The following is a 22,648-nucleotide window of genomic DNA, read 5'->3' on the forward strand; positions in this document are numbered from 1 at the left end:
CAAAATATGATAAGGGAAAATGGAAAAACTATTATATTTTTTATGCGGTTGAAAAACCATTGAATTTGAAGAGGATACAAATTTTTGCCTTTTTACGTTTTAATGGATGTTGCCCTCCTCATTATTTTATTTTAATGGAGTTTTTTCGACTCAGTACCAAAATCTAGTGATGGATGTAAAATTCAAAATCACTAGATTTTGTAAATGGTCACCATCCGTGTAATACAACTTAATGATTCAAGTCTTTAGATAGCGAATATTGATTTTGATAAAAACTGGATTCTTCTTGCTAATTCAGATTTTCTATCAAAAATGCAAAAATCACTGGATTTTGGAACAGAGTCGTTTTTTCTCCTCATAATTTTATGTTCTAATGAAGATTTCCATCCTCATTGAGAATCTTCAGGAGCTCGATAATCGAATATGAAGCGCGGGTAATTCCCATGCTGCGTTTATCAGTATCAGTACCCGCTATATAGAGATTTCGAACAGGAGTTCGAATATCTGCGAACTTTCCATTAATTGCGACTGCAGCTTTTTCTGGGACCACTATTTGTTTATGTTGCATGTCGATATATTTCTCAATGTTCGGATGGGCACGGAAAATTGTATCGTAGGCCTTTTTTGTCTCCTCTTCTTCACTTTTATTTTCGTCGATCACGAAGGAAAAGCCTATAAGCTGCTTATTCTTTGGAGCAAGCGAAGGATCATAGTTACTTATAGGAGTTGCCCAGTAGGCAAAATTCTTGAACCAGATCTCTGAGCCTGTGTAGTTAAAATTAGGAAATTCTTTTTCAAGTCCAAGCCAAATTGTCAGGCTTTTACTGTGGACAATTCCCTTGAGGTCTTTAATATACTCTGTGGGAAGATCCCTTATCAGCATGGGGAGCTCGGTTGCAAAACCTGTGTAGACAACAAGGTCAGAGTTATATATCTCATCGGCTTCCACGCCTGAAACCTTTTCGTCCTGTACAAGGATGGATTTAACCTCACATTCCGTTTTGATTTCCACAGTTTCCGGAAGTGAGTAAAGAATGGCGTTGAGCAGGGCTTTTAAGCCTTTTCTGGGATAACCCTGAGAATCGTTTACGTCATTTGTTGCAAGCCTTTCCAAGGATGCAAATGGTTGAGTAACCCTGGTCATTCTTGCCTGAAGAGAAGCATGAAGATGATACGGAAGGATTGAGGCAAGGATGGATTCTGTAGACTGGGATTTTTTCGGTTCCAGTTTACCTATCATGACATCAAACTGCTCCTGAGTAATACTATCCCTTACAAAATTACTGCCATACAGGATACGCTGAGCTGAGGTCTCCTTCATAGTTTTTCCTGAAAGTGAAATGGACATTGTGTCCACAAAATCATAGGTGTCTTTTGAAAGGCTTTTTGGCAAAAAATCATATACTGCTCGGTCTGAAAGATCTATTCCGAATGAGGAAAGAGTAAAAGCTTTTGTAAGGGTCTGGGAAAGCAAAACTCTGTCCTTTCTAGGAAGCACGTCAAAAGTAACGAAATCTTTGAGGTTGGAAGGAACTTTGACAAAAGTATTTTCAGTTCGAATATAGTAGTACCCGTAGTCTTCAAATATAGGTAGATAATCAAAATAATTGTCCATCAATCTCTTCAGGGGTCCTTCAATCAGATGGGTTATCGCATGTACTCCTGTATCTACCTGATAGCCCTCTACCATGTAGCTATTGCAATTTCCTCCAATATGTTGCCTTTTCTCAAGAACAAGGACTTTTTTTCCGTGTTTGGAAAGCGTCAGAGCTGCTAAAAGCCCGCTTATCCCCGCCCCGATAACAACTACGTCATACTTTTTCATTTTCAAAACAACCTCTATACGCCCTATATTTTCCCGTGAGGCTAATTTCTAGCCACTATTTCTAACACTATTTCTAACCAATGTGACTGTTTTAATGTGACTGTTTTAGTTATTATTACTCAAAACTTTATTACTCAAAACTTGCTGATAATTTTAGAATTTCTCTTCGAATTTTAACTTTATGGAGACTCTTTATTAACAAAAGTTTGCCTGGTCACAGGTGAAATCAACATAAATATCTGAGAATATTAAATATTATTCCTATTTGTTATTACCATTTACTAGAAAAGTATTAAATACATGTTTTACCTTGAACGGAATGTCTACAGATAGACCCGCTCCTTCTGCTAAAGCATCCTGGTTTTTCCCGTTTTTCATTCCGCCAGAAGAATAGGTGTTAGCACATATAGGTGTTAGCACATATAGGTGTTAGCACATATTAGGTGTTAGCACATAATAATTTTCGGAAAACTGTGTTAAAGCCTTGTAGAAAGACACAGGGAGCAGAAATCTTTTTTGGTCCGATTTTTCGCTTTTCCGAGCATTCTATCTGGCTATTATTATTATTATTATTATTATTATTATTATTATTATTATTATTATTATTATTTCCTTTTTCATTATTAGTTGAACCAAACCCATTCCTTGATTAACTCTGTGAACTCAAGTTACAACTCTTTGACGTCCTCATACGCTCCGAAAAGCAAATAAAAGTACATAAATTAAAATAGTAACAGAAAGTAAAGGTTTATGGCTCTTATGTATTCAGCTCATGAAATATCTCTCATAGTTGGAGGTCTAATTTTTCTTATATTCCTCCTATTGTTTTTGAATCTTTATAAAAACAGTCTTATTTCATATTCTCTCAGGCTTTGCAGCTGGATCTGCGGAATGGCAATCAGTTCGGATAGTCCCTGGGTCAAAATGCTTGTGCTTCATCTTGTATTTTTCATTCGACTTCTCATGTATCTTGCTATCGTTTCCCTCGAGCAGGTCGATAAGCTAACTGCCAGAGGACTTTTGAAGCATTATATCTCAGGTACCAGAATTGTCCTTTCTGAATATATACTCTCTTTCCTTCACTCTCCAAAAGCGATTAAGAGGCATATTCACAGCCTTGAGGCTGAACCTGTAAACCGGAAAGATCAATATTTAAGAAGTAGTCTCTTTAAGAAGTAGTCTCTTTAAGAAGTAGTCTCTTTAAGAAGTAGTCTCTTTAAGAAGTAGTCTCTTTAAGAAGTAGTCTCTTTAAGAAGTAGTCTCTTTAAGAAAACAAACTCTCTAAACCAGTTTTTTCCTTTTAAAGTTTATTTGTTTTCTTTTTTAACTTCTTCTTGTTATAAGTCTCACCTTAGCTTTATTTTGCGGGTCGCTACAGGCCGTTTATTTTTGTCTATCTGGCATTTCTCTCGATTTTCTCAAACTGTTTATGAATATCATTCCTTTCTGTCCGGGGATTTTCATAATGTATCTACCTAATAATAACATACACCGGAGTATTTCGGTCCTTTTTTTGAAATTTCAAGTTATCGATTAGATTTAATGATCCTTTCAAGGTAAACGGAAAACGTTGTACGTTTTATATAGCTGGAGAGTATATTTTGTTCGAATGATTTAAGGCCCAATGATCGTTATACCGTGAAGCTTAAGGTAGCGAGTTCCCTTATTTCCAAAATTTGGAGAGTATCACATTGAACATTACATTAATCGGCATGGCAGGAGCGGGAAAAAGTACTATAGGGAGAGCACTTGCTAAGCACCTTGGATATACTTTTATCGATGTGGATCATCTGATAAGGGAAAAAACAGGAATGCCCCTCCAGACTCTGATCGATAAAGAGGGAGATCTGGCTTTTATCAGGTTTGAAGAAGAAGCCATTCTAAGGATCGAGCAGGTGGATAGGAGCGTTATTTCTTCTGGTGGGAGTGTAATTTATTCCGAAAAAGCCATGACTCACTTAAAAACAATCTCAAAAATAATCTTTCTGGACACTGCATTCAGAAGCATTGCCAAAAGGCTTCCCAACGCAAGAAAAAGGGGCATAGTAGGACTCAGGGATAGGAGCCTGAAAGAACTTTTTGAAGAAAGAGTAGTTCTATATCATAAATATGCTGATTTTTCAATAAAGCTCAACGGAAAAGAAAATATTCAAGAAATAACTGAAAAGATCATTGAACTCTGTTTTGAGGAGAATACCTGAGACTATGACTCAAATTGGTTTATTAAGGTTTTCAGTTGTGTTTTAACATAGTTGCTCTTTCTAAGTTAGGGTTTTTAGATCGATATGTTATTTAATTTTCTACAGAGTCTACACTTTAAGAATGGTTTTCTGTAGGGTCATTTTCATCTAGGAACAGTTCTCTTTAAGAACAATCGGCTTTGTAGATGGCTTACTTTAAAGACAGTTTGCTTTAAAGCAGTTCAGATACATGATTTACCAGATACATGGTTTACCCTATTAATAGCCTGTTAGAACGGCTTATTTAAAACAATAGTTCACTTTATTAGCAATCAGGTCTTCAATCTGAGCAAAATTTCTCAGTTTATACAAAATTCCTCAGTTTATAATATTTGAGCATCGGCCTGCAGGAAAAAAGGTCCGAGCAGCAGGAGACATAAAATGACATCAAGTCGTTTCATAATTACGGTTATAGGCAGCGACCGGGTAGGAATTGTTGCCAGGATCACTAGTGTGATGGCAAGTTTCAATGTAAACATTGTCGATATCACTCAGACTATCATGCAGGGTATCTTTACCATGATTATGCTTGCAGAAGCTCCACAGGAGAATTTCGACCTTGCGGCTTTCCAGGAGGCTATGAGTGCCGAGGGAAAGAGCCTTGGGGTCGAGGTCAAGGTACAGCATGAGGACGCATTTCGTTTCATGCACAGGATCTGATCTTGAGACAATCTGAAAGTGATCTGGAAAATTAATCTATCTGAAACGAGAGGTAATTTTTCATGTATATAAATCCAAACGAAATCCTGGAAACAATCCAGATGGTCAGGATGGAACATCTCGACATCAGAACCGTAACAATGGGTATTAGCCTGAGGGACTGCAGCCATCCAGATATTGAAGTTTTCAATGAGAATATTTATGAAAAGATAACCACCCGTGCAAAAGAACTTGTTCGTACAACGAATGAAATCCAGAGCCTCTATGGAATTCCGATAATCAATAAGCGGATATCAGTAACTCCAATAGCCGTGGCAGCCGAAAGTTGCAGGTCTCCTGATTTTGTTTCCATAGCAAAAACCATGGATGAAGCTGCGAAAGATTCACAGGTAGACTTTATAGGAGGTTTCAGTGCCCTTGTCCACAAAGGTGCAACTATAGGGGACCTGAAGCTTATCAATTCCATTCCTGAAGCTCTTGAAAGCACAGAAAAAGTCTGCTCATCGGTAAATGTTGCCACTACAAAAACCGGGATTAATATGGACGCAGTTGGCTTGATGGGAAACATAATTAAAAAGACTGCGGATTTGACTGCGGATAGGGATGGGATAGGCTGTGCCAAGCTTGTGATCTTTGCAAATGCCCCTGAAGACAATCCCTTTATGGCAGGAGCCTTTCACGGAATAGGTGAACCTGAGTGCGTTATAAATGTTGGGGTCAGTGGACCTGGCGTTGTGAATGCTGCAATCTGCGAGCTTGAAAACCCGAATCTTACGGAAATTTCGGAGACTATCAAAAAGACAGCCTTTAAAATAACCCGTATGGGCGAAATGGTGGGCCGAGAAGTTTCACGAAGGCTTGGAGTCGAATTCGGAATTCTTGACCTTTCCCTGGCTCCGACGCCTGCAATCGGCGATAGTGTTGCTGCGATTCTTGAAGCAATGGGGCTTGAGCGCTGCGGGGCTCACGGGACTACTGCAGCCCTTGCTCTCCTGAACGATGCCGTAAAAAAAGGAGGGGCAATGGCTTCTTCCTCAGTAGGAGGTCTGAGTGGGGCTTTTATCCCTGTCAGTGAGGACGCAGGTATGATTGAAGCTGTTAGGGCAGGAGCTCTCAGCCTGGAAAAGCTTGAAGCTATGACCAGCGTCTGCTCGGTTGGCCTTGATATGATTGCAGTTCCTGGCGATACTCCTGCTTCCACCCTTTCGGCTATTATCGCTGACGAGATGGCTATAGGAGTAATAAATAGAAAAACAACGGCAGTCAGAATTATTCCTGCGCCCGGAAAAAGGGTTGGAGATTCCGTAGAATTCGGCGGCCTGCTTGGAAATGCCCCTATTATGCCAGTAAGCAATTTCAGTTCCGAGACTTTCGTAAAACGGGGAGGAAGAATCCCGGCTCCTATCCAGTCACTTACAAATTAAGTACTGAACTAAAATAAGGATTGAAATAAGGATTGAAATAAGGATTGAAATAAGGATTGAAATAAGGATTGAAATAAGGATTGAAATAGCAAAGTGAAACAACAAATTGAAAATAAACCGAGATAACGAACCAGATAAAAAATTTAGGTATTATCCTAAAACAATCAGTTACTTTGCATATTCTAACGTTTTCAGGAATATCGATACCTTTCCTGGACGGGTGGATTGAGCCGGTAAACCGGCAACTTATTTTTTATTTTCCGGAAATGAGTTAAGTTACCATCATTTTTTCAATATAAGATTACTGATTTCTGTTATGGAATAACATTTCCAGTTTCTATCATGAAATTATATTTTACAGGCAATTTTTAATTGTTTAAGCTTATAATTTTTCGTTTGGAAATAATATTTGCTTGAAAGCAATTTTTTGTATAATTAATTTAAAATAATTTACGTTACTCGTATATTTTGGAGTAAGGGGACAAATTGGGGTATAATTGACTAAATGAACATCCTGAGGACGCTGATCCTTCTCTTCGAATGAACATGTTTGGGGGAGCATGATGTTTTCGAAGAGGCTGTATTGGGGGATGCAGTAAATGGATTCAGCGCCTCTGGACTTCTTCTCCGGACTTCTTCTTATTATTCTTTTGATCTGTTATTCTTTTGATGAAAGTCCTTCAATGAAAGTCCTTAATTTTTTATTAGACGGAGGTTCCCTGTACCACTAACGTATTCCCAAAATACCACTAAGATTCGTTGTAACATTTAGATTCAATCAAGATCCGGTTACTGTTACGATTCTTGTGCAGTTAACCTGTTGTCAACTAGTTGTTGCAAACCAGGAGGTTGAGACATTCGATGAATAGTACTGCAAAGTTATTTCGAAAATACGAGAGAATTCAAGAATTCAAGGTGCAAAACTCCAAGTTCATCTTAAGTCGGTCTCTGGAACTTAAGGAGGCATGGCAATGAGTAGAACTGCACCGAAAACTTATATTACATCCGGGCACAGCGCCTGTCCGGGCTGCTGTGATGTTTTTGCTGCAAAGTTTACACTCATGGGAGCAGGTCCTGACAGCATTATTGTCAACCCGACTGGCTGCCTGGAAGTCACAAGTACACCTTTTCCACTGTCTTCGTGGCAGGTTCCGTGGATCCACTCTCTCTTTGAAAACGGAGCTGCAGTAGCCTCAGGTATTGACGCTGGCTTAAAAGCCCTTGGTAAAAAGAAAGATACCAAGATCATAGTCATTGCAGGCGACGGTGCTACGATGGACATAGGCTTCGGGGCTATTTCAGGTGCGTTTGAGCGGGGTCATGACTTTACATATGTCTGTATGGACAATGAAGCCTATATGAACACTGGAGTCCAGCGTAGCAGTGGGACACCTTATGGTGCTAGCACCACAACGACTCCAGCAGGCAAATTTTCCTTTGGAAACCCCCTCCTTAAAAAGAATATGCCTGCCATCATGGCAGCCCATGGCTCTCCTTATGTGGCCACAACTTCCATAGGTTTCTCAAGAGACATGATGCGAAAGGTCAGGAAGGCAACTGAAACCGTGGGCCCTACCTATATCCATGCCCATGCTCCCTGTACAACAGGCTGGGGCTTTGATACCTCAAAGACCCTGGAAATCGCTAAACTCGCAGTCGAAACCTGCCTCTGGCCTATGTATGAGATGGAAAACGGGGAAATTACCCAGGTCAGGAAAGTTAAAGATCCCAGGCCTGTCGAAGAATATCTTAGAATCCAGAAAAGGTTCAAACACCTCTTCACCATGGAAGGCGGTGAGGAAGAAATCAAGAAAATTCAGGCCATGGCGGACTGGAACATAAAGCACTTCGGGCTTCAGTGAAAAATGAAGTTCCGGTAGCCTGAACTTTTATATCGAATCTACCCATAGTGCTCTCATCGTTTCCCTTATTGCTTCTATCTTTTTTATGTTAGCTTCATCGTTTATTATATCAAGCTCATTAAAGGATTCAAGGGCTACCTTAGCTGCAATTGAGGCATCGTTCAGATACCTGTTTCCTGCATTGCTAACAATGATCTGGAGAGCAGAAATTGCCTGGATAACTGCATTTTCCATGTTTTCTTCTTCAGCGTTTCTCCCAACTTCTTCAATAGAGCTTGTGATACTTCTTACCGTATTCTGGAGGTTTTCCTGCATGGCTACGGCTGCCATTTCCTGAAGCATAAGCTCTACTCCCACTGCAGCCTTCTCAAGGTTCTTCTGAGCCGTAAGTTTTCCGACGTCTCCAAGGCACGAGATACATATTGCCGTATTTTCCGAAAGATCCGGAAACTTCATCCTGGTAACAGCTTTTCCGATTTCTCCAAGCCCGATTATAACTGCCATGGTTTCTCTCTCCTTGTTAAGGAGAGCTGCCGTATTTCCGCTTTTTCCGAGCACTGAAGCTGCAAGCTTTGCTACTATTTCCATCTGCTGTTCTGCAGCCGTTTTTCCTATAGCTCCAAACGAAAGTAGTACTCGGATAGCTATGTCCTGCATATTCTGCTCTATGGAGCCCTGTAGTAGCTTTTCAAGGGCGCGGATAGCACTGACTGCGGCATTCGCCATGCCCTGGAGGGTAGCAGCTTTTCCGATTTCCTTTATGGAAACTACCGTTTTTTCAGCTTCCGGTTCCTTTCTTTCGTTTAGATAGTATGTGCCAATTTCGGTCAGAAAATCAAGGGCCTTGCTAACTCCTTCGTCAAATCTCTCATTAATGGAATTAAGCCCCAGGCTTACCATTTTGTCTTCTTCCTTTGAAAACATGGCATAAGACTCCTTTCAGTGACTATTTCTTTTCATAAAAAACTCAGACTAGAGATTGAGTACATCTTTTTCTCAAAAATCTTTTGTCCTTGTCAATATCTGTCCCACCTTATTTTTCTTACTTATTTCTCAGATACCTTACTTATTTCTCAGATACCTTACTTATCTCAGATACCTTACTTATTTCTCAGATACCTTGCTTATTTCTCAGATACCTTACTTATTTTTCAGATACTCTTGATTTATGGTTTTCCGGCTCTAAATATTTTCAGATCTGTAAACATTCAGGCGAATTAATAAGTCATTAGACTGATAAACTCGTTAGAGAAGATGTTATTTCTCCTTATTAGGTATCCGCCAATTCGCATTACCTTCATTATAAGACATGTGTTAAGAAGGCGATTTATCTGATGCAGGAAAGGAAAATTGAGTCTCAACAATCCAGGTGTCAGTCAGAAAAGAATTCATTCAGGTGTGAGCTTATAAGCTTTAATGAAGTATTGCAGCTTTCCAAGGTCCTTGCACGAAAAATTAAAGCTTCTGGTTACATGCCTGACCTGATTGTTGCCATAGGGAGAGGAGGCTATGTGCCCGGAAGACTGGTTTCCGACTTTTTGCTCTTTAGTGGCCTTACCTCAATGAAGATCGAGCATTACACACGAGCTGCGGACATGAGGGAAGAAGCAAGGATAAAATTTCCTATTCCTGAGAATATAGCAGGGAAAAAAATTTTAATTATCGATGATGTAACCGACACCGGTGAGACGCTCAAGCTTGCAGTGGACTACGTCCTGAGTCTGAATACGACAGATGTCAGGACTGCAGTCCTCCAGCATAAGACCTGCTCGGCTTTCACGCCTGACTTTTATGCCCAGAAGATTCTCAAATGGCGCTGGATAATTTATCCCTGGGCCAGGTATGAGGATCTGGCAGGTTTTGCAGAAAAGATTCTCCAGAACATGCTTCTTGATCTCCCTCAAATTATAGCCGAGTTTAAACACAGGTATGAGCTGGATCTCAAGGAATCCGAACTTCTCGAAATTCTGGACGATCTAACGGAAAGGGGTGAGCTTGAAAGCATAGAACAGAATCAAAGAAAGCTATGGAGTATCAAGCAGTAGGTACTTCAGGAAAAGGGTTCTAACCAAAAGATAAGATCGATAGAATTAGCGGATTGATAGAATCAATGGTTCTAGAGTTAATGGGTTGATAGATTAACGGATCTAGAGTTAACGGATTGATAGAATTAATGGATTGATAGAATTAATGGATTGATAAAATTAATGGATTGATAAAATTAATGGATTGATAAAATTAACGGATTGATAAAATTAACGGATTGATAAAATTAACGGATCATCTATGGAACTAAAAAGATGAAAAGGTGCAAAGGTTAGCTTCATCTTCCATCTGAGGACAGGATTTCACGACCTTTTACACTCCCAAAGTAATAACATTATGAAAACATTATGAAATTCTCTGCTTTTGAGGATATAATGAATATATCTCATTTAGAGCTTCAAAATTCCCAGATCAAGGCTCAGGGATACTACCATTGCAACAATTGAAAGTACTGAGATGATCAGGTAATTTGCACGTTCTTTTGATACCGAAAGACTGCACAGCAGATATTCCAGTCCTTCAAGGTCTTTATCCGTAAGTTTCTGCTGTCTCTTTATTTTTTCCAGCAGGTCCAGGTTTTTGACAACGCCGAACCTTCTCTTCGCAATATGGTATCTGTGTGTGAAGAACCATAGATAACCTACTACTCCAATATACCAGATTGCTTTTCCCCAAAAAACGCTGTAGTGGTCAGCTATAATTATACTTCTTAATAGGATGGCGGAAATCAACCCTACATAAAAGTATAAATTGATTACAGGCATCCCGTATCTATGGGGGATTTCAAATGTTGGAGTTTCAGATTTTAACTCTGTCATAGTCCTTCTACCTGATTCCCAGGGTTGTTAAACAATAATTGTAAATTAAGAAAAAGGGGATGCAGTTTAAAGAGCATCTCCATTTTGTTCTCCAGTTCTTATTCTGACTACAGTTTCAACGGGAATGACGAAGATCTTGCCGTCTCCAATTTCTCCGGTATACGCTGCACTCTGAATAATTTTCATAATCTCTTCAATTTTATCCTCAGGTGCTGCAATCTCTATTTTGGTTTTGGGAAGAAGATCAACACAATATTTCTTACCTCTCCATTGCTGCACGATTCCTTTCTGCTGTCCACGTCCTTTGACATCAGTTACTGTCAGACTAGGGTACCCGGCTTCTTCAAGGGCATCTTTTACCTCACTCAGTTTATGGGGTTTTATTATTGCTTCGATTTTATACATTTTAGTCATGTTAGTCCTCCCTCATAAGGTACTCGGGATATGCTCTAATTCCATGCTCAGAGATATCGAGGCCTTCGATTTCTTCTTCTTCAGATACTCTAAGCCCTATTACGGCATCGAGGATTTTGAAGATTATGTAAGAGAGCCCAAAGCCCCAGACCATGGTTACAAGTACTGATACAAGCTGGATAAGGAGTAAGCTGATTCCTCCGCCATAGAAGAGTCCAGGGACTTGAGCAGCATACGAGGCGTCTGCAAGAATCCCGTTTCCAATTCCTATGGAAAAGAGCCCGACAGAGATCAACCCCCAGCTTCCACAATATCCGTGCACTGCAATTGCACCTACAGGGTCGTCCAGTTTTAGTTTATTTTCGTTAAACATGACACCTGCGTAAATTATTATCCCGGCAACAAGACCAATCGCCAGGGCTGCCCAGTTTGATATTGATCCACAGGGAGCGGTAACTGCTACAAGCCCGCCGAGAAGCCCGTTTGCGGTGAGGGAGGGGTCTGGCTTTCCGGTCTTTATCCAGGTAATAATCATGACCGTAAGAGCTCCTGCAGCCCCTGCAAGGAAGGTATTGACAACTACCAGGTTCATATAAGGATCATTTGCATTGAGGGTGCTTCCTCCATTGAATCCCAGCCATCCGAGAGCCAGGATAAGAGTTCCCAGGAAGGTAATAGTCAGGTTATGACCTGGAATAGGTACGGGTTTTCCGTCTTTAAATCTCCCTATCCTTGCGCCCACAAGAAGCACACCCGCAAGGGCAGAATATCCTCCTATTGAGTGTACGACCCCGGAACCGGCAAAGTCATGGCTTGCCACTCCGATTGCTTTTACTATTGGGCTATCGGCACCACTTAAGAGAGCCATATCCGCTCCACTCCAGACCCAGTGACCGTATATAGGGTAAATTACAGCTACCATCATGACACAGTAGACAAGATAAGCCTTAAAATTGGTTCTCTCAGCCATTGCCCCTGAAACTATAGTAGCACCAGTAGCCGCGAAAACCATCTGGAAGAACCATGAGTTCCAGATTGCGTTGTCCGCGCCTGCCAGGAAGAACTGATTGGTTCCTATTATGCCTGCGACATCAGCTCCATACATTATGCCCCAACCAACAGCCCAGTAGACCAGAATGCCCAGGACAACAGTCATAAAGTTTTTCATCAAAATGTTGGCGGTATTTTTACTTCTCGTAAGCCCAGTTTCCACGAGTGAGAAACCTGCATGCATAAAGAATACCAGTCCACTTGCAAGTAACAACCACATAAACGTTAGTGTAGTCTTTACTTCTTCGATCGATGCTGCATTTTCATCAGCCGTTACTGCAAAAGCTGGTGAAACCAGTGCTATAAGTAAAACAAAAGTAACTATCGGTAGTCTATTTAATTTTTCCATCTTTTTCAACATATTTGCCTCCTTTTTCACCAGAAGTAGGTAACCGGTTGACTACTTAATGATATATATATTTTTCCATCTTACATAATATGTATTACAATATAAGCAGAAAAATAATTAAAAAGTAATCTGCAACACATGCCCAGAAATAAGTGAAAACCGTAATTTCTCATGAAAATTAATTCTTTGAATTTGTAGGAAAACTTTCCAAATTAGCTACAAAAAGCTGAAACATACAAACTCAAACTGCAGGCGTCTGTGCAAGCCTTATAGATTGGGCATGCTGCTATGATTCCTGTTCTTTTTCTTAAAAACAACCAAATTTTTTTATTAGATCCCCTTATATACGACTACTGAAATTCCAGTTTGGATATGTTTTAGTGATTACTAAATATTTTAAAGAATTTATGTGAAATATTTAAAATGAATCGATAGTATGAAATAAATAAAAAAGCATGTGAGGTTTTGTTTCACTTCAGACATAAAGGACGAAAGATAGTGGGAAAAAAGGAAAAAGGAAAAAAGATAACAGGAAAAGGAAAAAGAAAAAAAATAACAGGAAAAAAGATAACAGGAAAAAGGAAAAAAGATAATAGGAAAAAGGAAAGAAGATGATAGGAAAAAAAGAAAAATAAAAGAAAAAGAATCAGAAATTTTAAAATGTTTATGGGACTTTACATTACTGTCTCAGTGACCAGTTCCCTATCTCCTTTTGAAAAGACTCTGGACACCCTGACTTTCCAGTTTCCGTTTGAATTCTCTTTGTCAGCCTGAATCAGGTTATAACACTGCGTGGTTTTTCCCCTGGTTTTGGAAGAACAGAATGTGCCTGCATTTACCACAAGCATGTTATTGAGGTTCCAAACCCAGGGAATGTGGCAGTGCCCACAGAGGACAAGATTCACTTTGCAGCGGTTTAGAAGTTCCAGGACATCGCCTGCATCCACAAGAACAGTATTTTCCCTGCCTGCCAGAGGTATAGGAACAAGGTGATGGTGCATGGCAAAAACCTTGAAATTTTTTCCTGAAAAGGCTTCTTTGATCCAGCCATAGTTTTCCCTGCCCAGATGACCTTCATCAAGATCAGGCTGTGAAGAATCTGCCCCTACAACCGTAACATCCTCAAAATTCCGCGAAAAGTACCGATTTGTAAATAGATCTTCAAAGTGCACATATCCTGCATTTTTCGAGTCATGGTTACCCGGGACAAGAATTTTATTTTTGCATTCAATTCTGTCAATAAACCGCTTTACTCCATCATATTCTGCTGAAAACCCATTCTCAGTCAGATCACCTGTAATCACGACAAGATTCGGTTCCAGTTGGTTTATACTGTCAACCATAGACTCTGCAATCTCCGGAACAAAGTACGCATCTGAATAATGAATATCTGAAAGGTGTACAATCTGTATAATTTCTTCTTCCTCTTATTTTTTTAATTTTGTAACATACATTGAATCTATTATATTCAGAGCACAGGATTTCTGTACCATTATATATAGGTATCTCTCAAATCTACATATTTGAAAATATCTAATTATAATTCGTTAAAAAAGAAAATTTTCATCTTAAAACCTTATTTGGGTAGTATAAATATGTACCTAATTAATATTCATGAATAATATCTATAAAAATTACAAACCTAAATTACTCGATATGCACACATCTCATTTCAGCCCATTTTCTACAGTAGGCGAGCGCGCCAGCAGACTTTGTGCGTCCCTTTGTCGCAAAAATACCAAAAAGGGCATGGCAGAAGGACTAGAATTATTTTCTGAAAAAAGTTGCTTATGTCGCTTGACCACGCTGCTGCGTATACCGTAATTAATTTCAGTAAATCAGCTCTCCTGAGCGAGTTGAATACATAGCCTTTCTTGCCTATAGTTCAGCTATGTCGACTCATCTAAGCATCTTCATTACGATTCAGCCCTCTTGAGCGAACTACGTGAGCTAAAAGGGCCCCGTCCTCCCGAGACGGGATTCAAAAAGTGAAACTCTTTGCTCATAAATTAATCCGCTTGAGCGAACTACGTGAGCTAAAAGGGCCCCGTCCTCCCAAGACTGGATTCGAGAAGTGAAACTTCTTTGCTCATAAATTAATCCGCTTGAGCGAACTACGTGAGCGAAACGGCCCCGTCCTCCCGAGACGGGACTCGGGTGACGGAACTCGGGCGACGGAACTCGGGCAACAAATAAATTAATAATGAGTTATGACTATTCACCTACGTTTCAGCTTCATCCTTATATTTTTCATTTATTAACCCAAATCAAGGTGAATTTATGTCATTAGCAAAACTTAGAACACATTATACAGCCGATGTCAAGCCTGAAAACGTTGACAACGGTCAGAAAATTACTCTGGCAGGCTGGGTCCATGAGGTAAGAGACCTCGGAGGGATCTGTTTTGTAGTGCTTCGAGACCGCGAAGGAAAGGCTCAGGTTACTCTTGTAAAGAAAAAGATCGATAAAGAGCTATTTGATGCTGCAAGAAGGCTTATACGCGAGTCAGTAATTTCAGTAACCGGCACCGTTAAATTCGAAGAGAAAGCTCCAAACGGATATGAGTTACTTCCTGAGGAGATCACTGTCCTGAATGTTGCAAATTCTCCATTGCCAATGGATACTACAGGCAAGGTAGAAGCTGAACTGGATACCAGGTTGGACTCACGGTTTATCGACCTCAGGCGGGCCGAAACTACTGCGGTTTTTAAGATAAGGCACCAGGCTCTTCAGGCTATCAGGGAATACTTTGTTAAAAACGGATTTATCGAAACTGCAACTCCCAAGGTCGTAGCAACTGCAACCGAGGGCGGGACTGCACTGTTCCCGATTACATACTTTGACAGGGAAGCTTTTTTGAACCAGAGTCCTCAACTCTTTAAGCAAATCCTTATGAGCGGCGGTTTTGATAGGGTTTTTGAAATAGGTCCCATTTTCAGGGCTGAAGAGCACGACACTCGCAGACACTTGAACGAAGCTACTTCTATCGATGTTGAGGTAAGCTTTGCAGACCACTTCGATGTAATGGAGATTCTCGAAAACCTTGTGGCTTACGTCTACGCTCAGGTTATTGAAAAATGCCAGCTTTCCCTTGAAACACTTGGAATTGAGGTCAAAGTCCCGAAAACTCCTTTCCTTAAGCTCACCTATGATGAAGTAATCGAGATCATAAACGCCCGCTCGGAAGAGAAAATGCATTGGGGAGACGACCTCGGTACATTAGGAGAGCATATTGTTGGCAATTACGTCTACGAGACCACAGGGGAATCTCACTATTTCATTATTGACTGGCCGACTGAAATTAAACCTTTCTATGCCATGCCTTACGAAGACAGGCCGGAGTTCAGTAAGTCATTTGATATGATGCACCGTACAATGGAACTCTCCTCAGGAGCTCAGCGTATCCACATTCCGGACTTGCTTAAGAGCCGGATAGAATCGCAGGGCCTCAATCCTGAGGGCTTTGAGTTCTACCTTAAAGCTTTCGAATACGGCATGCCTCCACATGCAGGCTGGGGGATGGGTTGCGAACGTTTTATCATGACCATGCTCGGAACCGATAATATCAGGGACACCGTACTCTTCCCCAGGGACAGGAGAAGACTTTCTCCCTGAAATCCCTTCTTTTTGGAGTTTAAACGGTTTCAGCTTGAACGCTGCAAGTTTAATCTCCAGCTTAAGGATTTCATTATTTTTCCAGTACGTTTCATAATTTTTAGAGTATTCGAACCGGAGGGAACATAGCATGACAGAAAGAAACATATCTGCCGATTCCCCGGAAAAACGTGCAGCTGGTATCGCTGCATCCCGGATGGTAGAATCGGGAATGGTTGTGGGGCTTGGAACGGGCTCAACAGTAGCATATACGATAAAAGAACTCGGCAGGCGGGTAAGGGAAGAGGGACTCGAAATCCTTGGTGTTGTTACCTCATATCAGTCCGAAATGCTTGCCATAGAAGCCGGCATCCCTCTGGCTAACCTTGCCCAGCATCCGGAACTGGACATCGCCATTGACGGAGCAGACCAGATCGATTCGAAGCTGTACGCAATTAAAGGTGGGGGAGCTGCCCATACCCGAGAAAAAATCGTATCGGCATCTGCAAGACGTTTTCTGGTCGTGGCTGACGAATCAAAAACGAGCATCCAGCTTGATAAGGCCGTACCTGTAGAAGTCCTCCCCTTTGCAAAAACTCTTGTGATTAAAAAAATAAAAGAGCTGGGAGGAAAGCCTGAACTGAGGCTTGGTCTGAGAAAAGACGGGCCTGTGATAACTGATAATGGAAATTTCGTACTTGATGTGAATTTAGGCGTAATAAACGACCCTGAAGGTCTGGCCCTTAAACTATCTTCAATTCCGGGAGTTGTTGAGCATGGAATATTTTCTAATGTGGACGAACTCTATATCGGGAAGAAAGACGGATCAGTAGAGATAGTAAGGAAGTAAAAATAATCAGGAAATATGAGTGTTTCACCTTCCTAAATCGGAATATACCCGGTATGTTTTTATAGAAGTATTATCAGTTATTTTCTGATCAAATACTGCTTCATATAAGGCAACTGATTAAATCATATTTTCAGACTGATCTCGGGCTAAGAGTGACTATAGCCAGGATAACTTCAAATTATCAAGTAAAAAGCTTCGACACATATACTTCATTTTAAGGAGGTTTTGGTTAAGATGGAAAAAGGTGGCCAGCCAATCATAATAGTAGATCCTAGAAAAGAGCAGACAAAGGGAAAAGAAGCACTCAGCATGAACATTGCGGCTGCAAAGGCAGTGGCCAGCATAGTCAAGAGCACACTCGGTCCGAGAGGAATGGATAAGATGCTTGTCAATCCTATCGGGGACATTACAATCACAAACGATGGTGCAACCATTTTACACGATATGTCCATCGAGCACCCTGCAGCCAAGATGGTGGCCGAAGTTGCAGAGTCACTTGAAAGCTCTGCAGGTGACGGGACTACAAGTGCTGTTGTATTTACAGGCAGCCTGCTGGAAAAGGCAGAAAGCCTTATTGAGAGTGGAGTTCACCCAACAGTTATTGTTAAGGGATACAGGCTTGCAGCCGAGAAGGCTGTTGAGATTCTCGAGAACCTGGCAGTCTCAACTGCCGAGAATGAAAAGGAGAAGCTTGTAGAAGTTGCCAAAACCTCTATTACAGGTAAAGCTTCAGACAGGTACAACAGTTTGATTGCGGAGCTCTGTGTGGATGCCGCACTCGCAATTCGTGAAAGAGGAATCGTTGACCTTAAAGACGTTATTCTTTCAAAAGATATCGGCGGCAAAATCGAAGATACCGAGTTTGTCGAAGGCATTGTAATAGACAAAGTCGCCCTTGACAAGGAATTCCCTCTCAGAATTGAGAAACCAGCGATTGCTCTGATCGATACCCCTATGGAGATTGCCAAGACCACAAACAAAGCAAAACTTCAGATAAATGAATATGGCGATCTTGAGGATTTTGTAAAGCAGGAAGAAGCAGCCTTATTCGAAATGGCAGACTATGTAATCAGGGCAGGGGCAAACGCGGTTTTCTGTTCCAAAGGAATGGATGACAAGATCGCAGCCTATCTGCAAAACCGGGGAATTTATGCAACCCGCAGGGTTAAGAATGAGGATATGCAGCACCTTGTAGATGCCACAGGCGGCAGGCCTATCCGCAATATCAAAGAACTGACCCGGAAAGAACTCGGGCATGCCGGGCTCCTTGAACAGGACCGTGACGGTGACCAGGGTAAGACCTATCTCAGGGACTGCAAGGGTGCAAAATCCGTATCTATTGTCATTAGGGGCGGTACCGAACACATAGTTGACAACCTTGAGCGCGCAATTGACGATGCTCTCAGAGTAATAAAATGCACCATTGAAGACGGCAGGATAGTTGCAGGCGGTGGAGCTTCCGAAATTGAAGTAGCACTTGAGCTTCGTACATATGCCGCTAGCGTAGGCGGGCGTGAACAGATGGCAATCAGGGCTTTTGCAGATGCCCTTGAAGAAATCCCAAGGACAATTGCCAGAAACGCAGGCCTGGACACTATCAACACAATAGTCAACCTCAGGGCAAAGCACGCCGAAAACAAAAACGCAGGCCTGAACATCAATACCGGTGCTGCCGAAGACATGCTCGAAAAAGGCATTGTTGACCCTCTCAGGGTTAAGGTCAACTCTATCAAATCCGGTTCCGAAGCCGCAGTGATGGTGCTCCGTGTGGATGATATGCTCCGCGCCCAGAGTGCTGACATGCAGAATGTCAAACCCGAGCATATGGCAAGCACTTATGACGGAATGGCAGCTCCTGGACTTAACATGCGCAGGTAAAGCTGAGTTTAAGTCAAAGTGGCAAATAAACAAAGATAAGTAAACATAGAAAAGCTGCGGGTTTTACTCTGCAGCTTCTTTTTAACCTTTTTTCGGAACTGTTTTTAACTTCTTTTTTTCTAATTTGTTTTTCAGGTTTATTTTTAAGTTCTAAACGATATGGTTCCTGATATATTGGCAATAAGCTATTTTTGTATAATCAAACAAATTTTTAAAAGTCGTTGAGTAGAATACCTCCTGCCTCTTCAGAAACTCTGTTTAATTTTAATTCTATGACTTGAGAACAATATGAAAATATATATCTATAATTAGGTTAACTTGTCGATATAGGTATGAAGACGGTGTAAGATGACTATTTCGTCAAAATAGAGGCCTAATTTATGAGATATATAGAAGAAAGGACCAAAATGCAAAATCGCGTTTCTGAAATCATGCAAAATGGACTGGAAATTGCGGATCTGTTTATAAATAAAAACTATTTAATTGATATCGGTAAATGCGACCCGATACCATTAGAAGATATTCAACGCTCTTTCTCATATATCTCGATGTTTGAAGTTAGCAAAATTGTATATGACGTTGATGAGAACATTAACGATAAACTCGTTAGTGTCTATAGTGCATTATCGAATTTTGGAAGTTCAGCTTTACTCGTTATTTTCAGTGATAAAGAAGGTGTAAAGTTTTACCTCGGAACAAGAGATGTTAATCAACCAAATACCGCAAAAGAGATTTTGCAGAAAAGCTTGAGAGGAAATTTCCCAGGTATTGAAATAAATGAACAATCATCTTCAGAAATTGAAAGAATATTAGAGTCTCATATTCCCAGCGTATATTCTAATATGGCTGTTTCTGCTGTTTCAATTGTTCCTAGCGCAAGAGACGATGATAAGGATAAGTTTGTACAGGGAATGGAGAAATTCATTGATTCCATGTCAGGTGAAAAATACACTGCAGTATTAATCTCTTCACCGTTAAGTAAGGCTGATTTGGAAAACAAGAAGCGAGGATATGAGGAGCTTTATTCCACACTTTCACAATTCTCACAGGCAAATATGACGTATGGCGAAAATAACAGCGAAGCTGTAGCTATAGGAATAAGTGATAGCTTCTCAAAATCGATAAATGAGGGCATTAGCGACACAACCGGAACAAACACGAGTACCTCCAGTGGAACAAGTAAGTCTCGGAACCATGGTCATAATTATTCTATTTTTTTACTTGGATTTAATTCTGGTAAAAGTGATGGCACAAATACTGGGAACTCTACCGGATCTTCGACTGGCCATACTGATACTCGTTCGGAATCTGAGTCTACGAGCAACACAAAATCAGATACAAGGACGACTACGGAAGGAACATCTACAAGTATAGCAATTACCAGACAAAATAAGACTGTACAGGAATTATTAGAGAAGATAGATGAGCAACTAGATAGAATCAAAAATTGCGAAGCATATGGATTATGGGACAGTGCCTGTTATTTTATTTCTGAAGATCCCGAAACATCCATTGTAGCAGCTAATACGTATAAAGCGCTGGTTGCTGGAGAAAAGACAAGTGTTGAAAACTCTTTCATAAATATGTGGGATAATGAATATGAGAATTCGGATGATAGCTTAATGATTTTGGATCACCTCAGACATGGTCTGCATCCTCAGTTTAGATATCTTCCTAATAGTGGAGAAGGCAATTATACAGAGCAAGTAATTACTCCAGCAAGTATGATTAGTGGTGTTGAGTTGCCTATTTTAATGGGAATTCCGCACAAATCTGTAGTCGGTGTCACATCTGTTAATTCTGTTGCATTCGGTAGAAATGTGTTTGTAAAAGAGCAAGAAGATAATTCTCGAAATGTGGACATTGGAGCCATCTACCATATGGGAGAGATATTCGAGAACAGTAGAGTGAAGTTGGATTTAGAGAGCTTAACAGCACATTGCTTCATAACCGGATCGACCGGCTCAGGAAAATCAAACACGACTTATAAAATTATTGATGAATTAATATCACAAAAAAACAATGTTAAGTTCTTGGTCATTGAGCCAGCAAAAGGTGAATACAAATTAGCTTTTGGCGGTATGCCGGATATTAACATATTTACAACAAACCCAAAATATTATGATATGTTGAGTATAAATCCATTTGAATTTAATGGAGAAATTCATGTACTGGAGCATCTGGACAGGCTTATAGAAATATTCAGTGCATGCTGGCCGTTATATGCAGCTATGCCAGCACTTTTGAAAGCCTCATTTGAGAAGGCATATGTTCTTCATGGCTGGGACTTAAACCACTCTATACATATTAATCGAGGAAATGGAAAATTCCCGACTTTCAAAGATATCGTTGAAATTTTGCCTCAGTTGCTCGAAGAATCTAAGTTTTCTGCGGAAACGAAAGGTGATTATATTGGATCTCTTGTTACCCGTGTAGAATCATTAACAAACGGCTTGGTTGGGCAGATTTTTACGGGATATGCAATAGATGATGATGTACTTTTTAACCAAAATACGATTGTCGATTTGAGCCGGATTGGGTCTACTGAAACAAAGGCCTTGTTAATGGGCATGTTGGTATTAAAATTAAGCGAATTCAGGCAATCCACATCATCTGGCACAAATCTGCCGCTTAATCATGTAACTATACTGGAAGAAGCACATAACCTTTTGAAAAGAACCTCTACAGACCAAGATCAAGAGTCTGCAAATGTTCAGGGCAAATCTGTTGAAATGATAAGTAATTCTATTGCTGAGATGAGAACATTTGGTGAAGGCTTTATTATTGTCGATCAATCACCAACATCTGTAGATATATCGGCGATAAAAAACACTAATACAAAAATAATTATGAGATTACCTGAAAGAAGTGACTGCGAGGTCGCTGGTTGCTCAATCGGTCTAAAGGATGAGCAGATTACGGAACTGAGTAAACTGGACAAAGGCGTTGCTGCAATATATCAAAATAACTGGTTGGAAGCCGTCTTAACAAAAATAGATAAAAGTAGTGACTTATATGAAATATCATCGACTCCGATTCAGGATAGAAAAAATAAAACGGCTTTAATAGGAGAATTGCTTACGGAACTTATATCCCAGGATGCAGATGATAATTTTAATATGTCCTGGTTCAATACGATTATTAATTCTGCAAAGGTTTCTAAGTTTGCCAAAACCGATATAAGAAATCTTTTTTTACAGTATCAGAAAAGGTTTGAAACGGATCAGCAGCAGTTTGCATTCTCTGAGCTTATTTTTAAACTTACGAATTGTAACGATTTGTTTAGGATATTTGAGGACAGATTACCAGAGATGGTTTCGGATGAGTCAGAAATTGATGACTATGTTGTTAGTACTTGTAGAATATGGAGTGATTGCATCTATAATAACTTAGATCTCTACGCGGATTTTTATGATGAACAAACAAAGGATCAAACTTTTATAAATATTTTGCTCTACAAGATACAAAGTGAACCGGATGACTACCGGTACAAACTTGTGCTGGATTGTATTGGTTGAGAACTTTTTGGAGCAAATTACTTTAGGGCTCAATTATGGAACGTTAAGGTTCATTATAGTGGTGAAAAAAATCAAATTGCGTGCGGCCACCCCACCCTAATGGATGGGGTATGCTTCGGG

16 protein-coding genes are annotated in these 22,648 nt (G+C 40.3%); 10 read left to right on the forward strand and 6 right to left on the reverse strand.

Annotated elements, in window-relative coordinates:
• Positions 1-370: 370 nt before the first annotated feature.
• Positions 371-1,825: a phytoene desaturase family protein gene (locus ASJ81_RS19145; RefSeq protein ID WP_095645753.1), complete on the reverse strand. Its 1,455-nt coding sequence runs from the start codon at positions 1,823-1,825 to the stop codon at positions 371-373.
• Between the two features lie 891 nt (positions 1,826-2,716).
• On the opposite strand from ASJ81_RS19145, the gene ASJ81_RS19150 reads away from it, so the two are divergent.
• From ASJ81_RS19150 to ASJ81_RS19170, 5 genes are all read left to right on the forward strand, one after another.
• The gene (locus tag ASJ81_RS19150; RefSeq protein WP_245860329.1) at positions 2,717-3,004 is read left to right on the forward strand and encodes a hypothetical protein; all 288 of its coding nucleotides are present in this window, start codon (positions 2,717-2,719) and stop codon (positions 3,002-3,004) included.
• Between the two features lie 512 nt (positions 3,005-3,516).
• Positions 3,517-4,026, forward strand: a complete 510-nt coding sequence (locus ASJ81_RS19155; protein WP_095645754.1) for a shikimate kinase — start codon at positions 3,517-3,519, stop codon at positions 4,024-4,026.
• A 420-nt stretch (positions 4,027-4,446) separates the two neighbouring features.
• Positions 4,447-4,725: an ACT domain-containing protein gene (locus tag ASJ81_RS19160; protein ID WP_095645755.1), complete on the forward strand. Its 279-nt coding sequence runs from the start codon at positions 4,447-4,449 to the stop codon at positions 4,723-4,725.
• A gap of 62 nt (positions 4,726-4,787) precedes the next feature.
• Entirely contained in the window at positions 4,788-6,149 is a 1,362-nt protein-coding gene (locus ASJ81_RS19165) for a PFL family protein (protein WP_095645756.1), read from the forward strand.
• Positions 6,150-7,120: 971 nt separating this feature from the next.
• Positions 7,121-8,011, forward strand: coding sequence for a thiamine pyrophosphate-dependent enzyme (locus ASJ81_RS19170; RefSeq protein ID WP_095645757.1), 891 nt, complete (start codon positions 7,121-7,123; stop codon positions 8,009-8,011).
• A 27-nt stretch (positions 8,012-8,038) separates the two neighbouring features.
• Here ASJ81_RS19170 and ASJ81_RS19175 read toward each other — a convergent pair whose 3' ends face one another.
• Positions 8,039-8,935 carry a hypothetical protein gene (locus ASJ81_RS19175; RefSeq protein WP_095645758.1) on the reverse strand — a complete coding sequence of 299 codons (897 nt, stop codon included), beginning with the start codon at positions 8,933-8,935 and terminating at the stop codon, positions 8,039-8,041.
• Between the two features lie 410 nt (positions 8,936-9,345).
• Here ASJ81_RS19175 and ASJ81_RS19180 point away from each other — a divergent pair, with 410 nt between their 5' ends.
• A complete protein-coding gene (locus ASJ81_RS19180; RefSeq protein WP_245860330.1) occupies positions 9,346-10,056 on the forward strand; it encodes a phosphoribosyltransferase in 711 nt (236 codons plus the stop codon).
• A gap of 390 nt (positions 10,057-10,446) precedes the next feature.
• Here the strand turns inward: ASJ81_RS19180 and ASJ81_RS19185 are convergent, their stop codons facing one another.
• From ASJ81_RS19185 to ASJ81_RS19200, 4 genes are all read right to left on the reverse strand, one after another.
• Entirely contained in the window at positions 10,447-10,875 is a 429-nt protein-coding gene (locus tag ASJ81_RS19185; protein ID WP_095645759.1) for a hypothetical protein, read from the reverse strand.
• 66 nt (positions 10,876-10,941) lie between these two features.
• Positions 10,942-11,289, reverse strand: coding sequence for a P-II family nitrogen regulator (locus tag ASJ81_RS19190; protein ID WP_095645760.1), 348 nt, complete (start codon positions 11,287-11,289; stop codon positions 10,942-10,944).
• Between the two features lies 1 nt (position 11,290).
• On the reverse strand, positions 11,291-12,700 hold the full coding sequence (locus tag ASJ81_RS19195) for an ammonium transporter (RefSeq protein WP_095645761.1): 1,410 nt from the start codon (positions 12,698-12,700) through the stop codon (positions 11,291-11,293).
• 662 nt (positions 12,701-13,362) lie between these two features.
• The gene (locus ASJ81_RS19200; RefSeq protein WP_394339146.1) at positions 13,363-14,076 is read right to left on the reverse strand and encodes a metallophosphoesterase family protein; all 714 of its coding nucleotides are present in this window, start codon (positions 14,074-14,076) and stop codon (positions 13,363-13,365) included.
• A gap of 892 nt (positions 14,077-14,968) precedes the next feature.
• Between ASJ81_RS19200 and aspS the strand changes: the two genes are divergently transcribed.
• The 4 genes from aspS to ASJ81_RS19220 all read left to right on the forward strand — a co-directional run bounded on the left by aspS (position 14,969) and on the right by ASJ81_RS19220 (position 22,528).
• Positions 14,969-16,303 carry an aspartate--tRNA(Asn) ligase gene (gene aspS, locus ASJ81_RS19205; RefSeq protein ID WP_095645763.1) on the forward strand — a complete coding sequence of 445 codons (1,335 nt, stop codon included), beginning with the start codon at positions 14,969-14,971 and terminating at the stop codon, positions 16,301-16,303.
• 130 nt (positions 16,304-16,433) lie between these two features.
• The gene (gene rpiA, locus ASJ81_RS19210) at positions 16,434-17,132 is read left to right on the forward strand and encodes a ribose 5-phosphate isomerase A (protein WP_095645764.1); all 699 of its coding nucleotides are present in this window, start codon (positions 16,434-16,436) and stop codon (positions 17,130-17,132) included.
• A gap of 234 nt (positions 17,133-17,366) precedes the next feature.
• Positions 17,367-19,010, forward strand: a complete 1,644-nt coding sequence (gene thsA / locus ASJ81_RS19215; RefSeq protein WP_095645765.1) for a thermosome subunit alpha — start codon at positions 17,367-17,369, stop codon at positions 19,008-19,010.
• Between the two features lie 380 nt (positions 19,011-19,390).
• Positions 19,391-22,528 (forward strand): ATP-binding protein, encoded by a 3,138-nt coding sequence (locus ASJ81_RS19220; protein WP_095645766.1) that lies wholly within the window; start codon positions 19,391-19,393, stop codon positions 22,526-22,528.
• The last annotated feature ends 120 nt before the right edge of the window (positions 22,529-22,648 follow it).

It is taken from the genome of Methanosarcina spelaei (assembly GCF_002287235.1).
Classification (GTDB): domain Archaea; phylum Halobacteriota; class Methanosarcinia; order Methanosarcinales; family Methanosarcinaceae; genus Methanosarcina; species Methanosarcina spelaei.

Coding starts and splice junctions, on each gene's coding strand:
- ASJ81_RS19145 (WP_095645753.1), bottom strand. CDS start 1,825: ATGAAAAAGTATGACGTAGTTGTTATCGGGGCGGGGATAAGCGGGCTT.
- ASJ81_RS19150 (WP_245860329.1), top strand. CDS start 2,717: ATGGCAATCAGTTCGGATAGTCCCTGGGTCAAAATGCTTGTGCTTCAT.
- ASJ81_RS19160 (WP_095645755.1), top strand. CDS start 4,447: ATGACATCAAGTCGTTTCATAATTACGGTTATAGGCAGCGACCGGGTA.
- ASJ81_RS19165 (WP_095645756.1), top strand. CDS start 4,788: ATGTATATAAATCCAAACGAAATCCTGGAAACAATCCAGATGGTCAGG.
- ASJ81_RS19170 (WP_095645757.1), top strand. CDS start 7,121: ATGAGTAGAACTGCACCGAAAACTTATATTACATCCGGGCACAGCGCC.
- ASJ81_RS19175 (WP_095645758.1), bottom strand. CDS start 8,935: ATGTTTTCAAAGGAAGAAGACAAAATGGTAAGCCTGGGGCTTAATTCC.
- ASJ81_RS19180 (WP_245860330.1), top strand. CDS start 9,346: ATGCAGGAAAGGAAAATTGAGTCTCAACAATCCAGGTGTCAGTCAGAA.
- ASJ81_RS19185 (WP_095645759.1), bottom strand. CDS start 10,875: ATGACAGAGTTAAAATCTGAAACTCCAACATTTGAAATCCCCCATAGA.
- ASJ81_RS19190 (WP_095645760.1), bottom strand. CDS start 11,289: ATGACTAAAATGTATAAAATCGAAGCAATAATAAAACCCCATAAACTG.
- ASJ81_RS19195 (WP_095645761.1), bottom strand. CDS start 12,700: ATGTTGAAAAAGATGGAAAAATTAAATAGACTACCGATAGTTACTTTT.
- aspS (WP_095645763.1), top strand. CDS start 14,969: ATGTCATTAGCAAAACTTAGAACACATTATACAGCCGATGTCAAGCCT.
- rpiA (WP_095645764.1), top strand. CDS start 16,434: ATGACAGAAAGAAACATATCTGCCGATTCCCCGGAAAAACGTGCAGCT.
- thsA (WP_095645765.1), top strand. CDS start 17,367: ATGGAAAAAGGTGGCCAGCCAATCATAATAGTAGATCCTAGAAAAGAG.
- ASJ81_RS19220 (WP_095645766.1), top strand. CDS start 19,391: ATGAGATATATAGAAGAAAGGACCAAAATGCAAAATCGCGTTTCTGAA.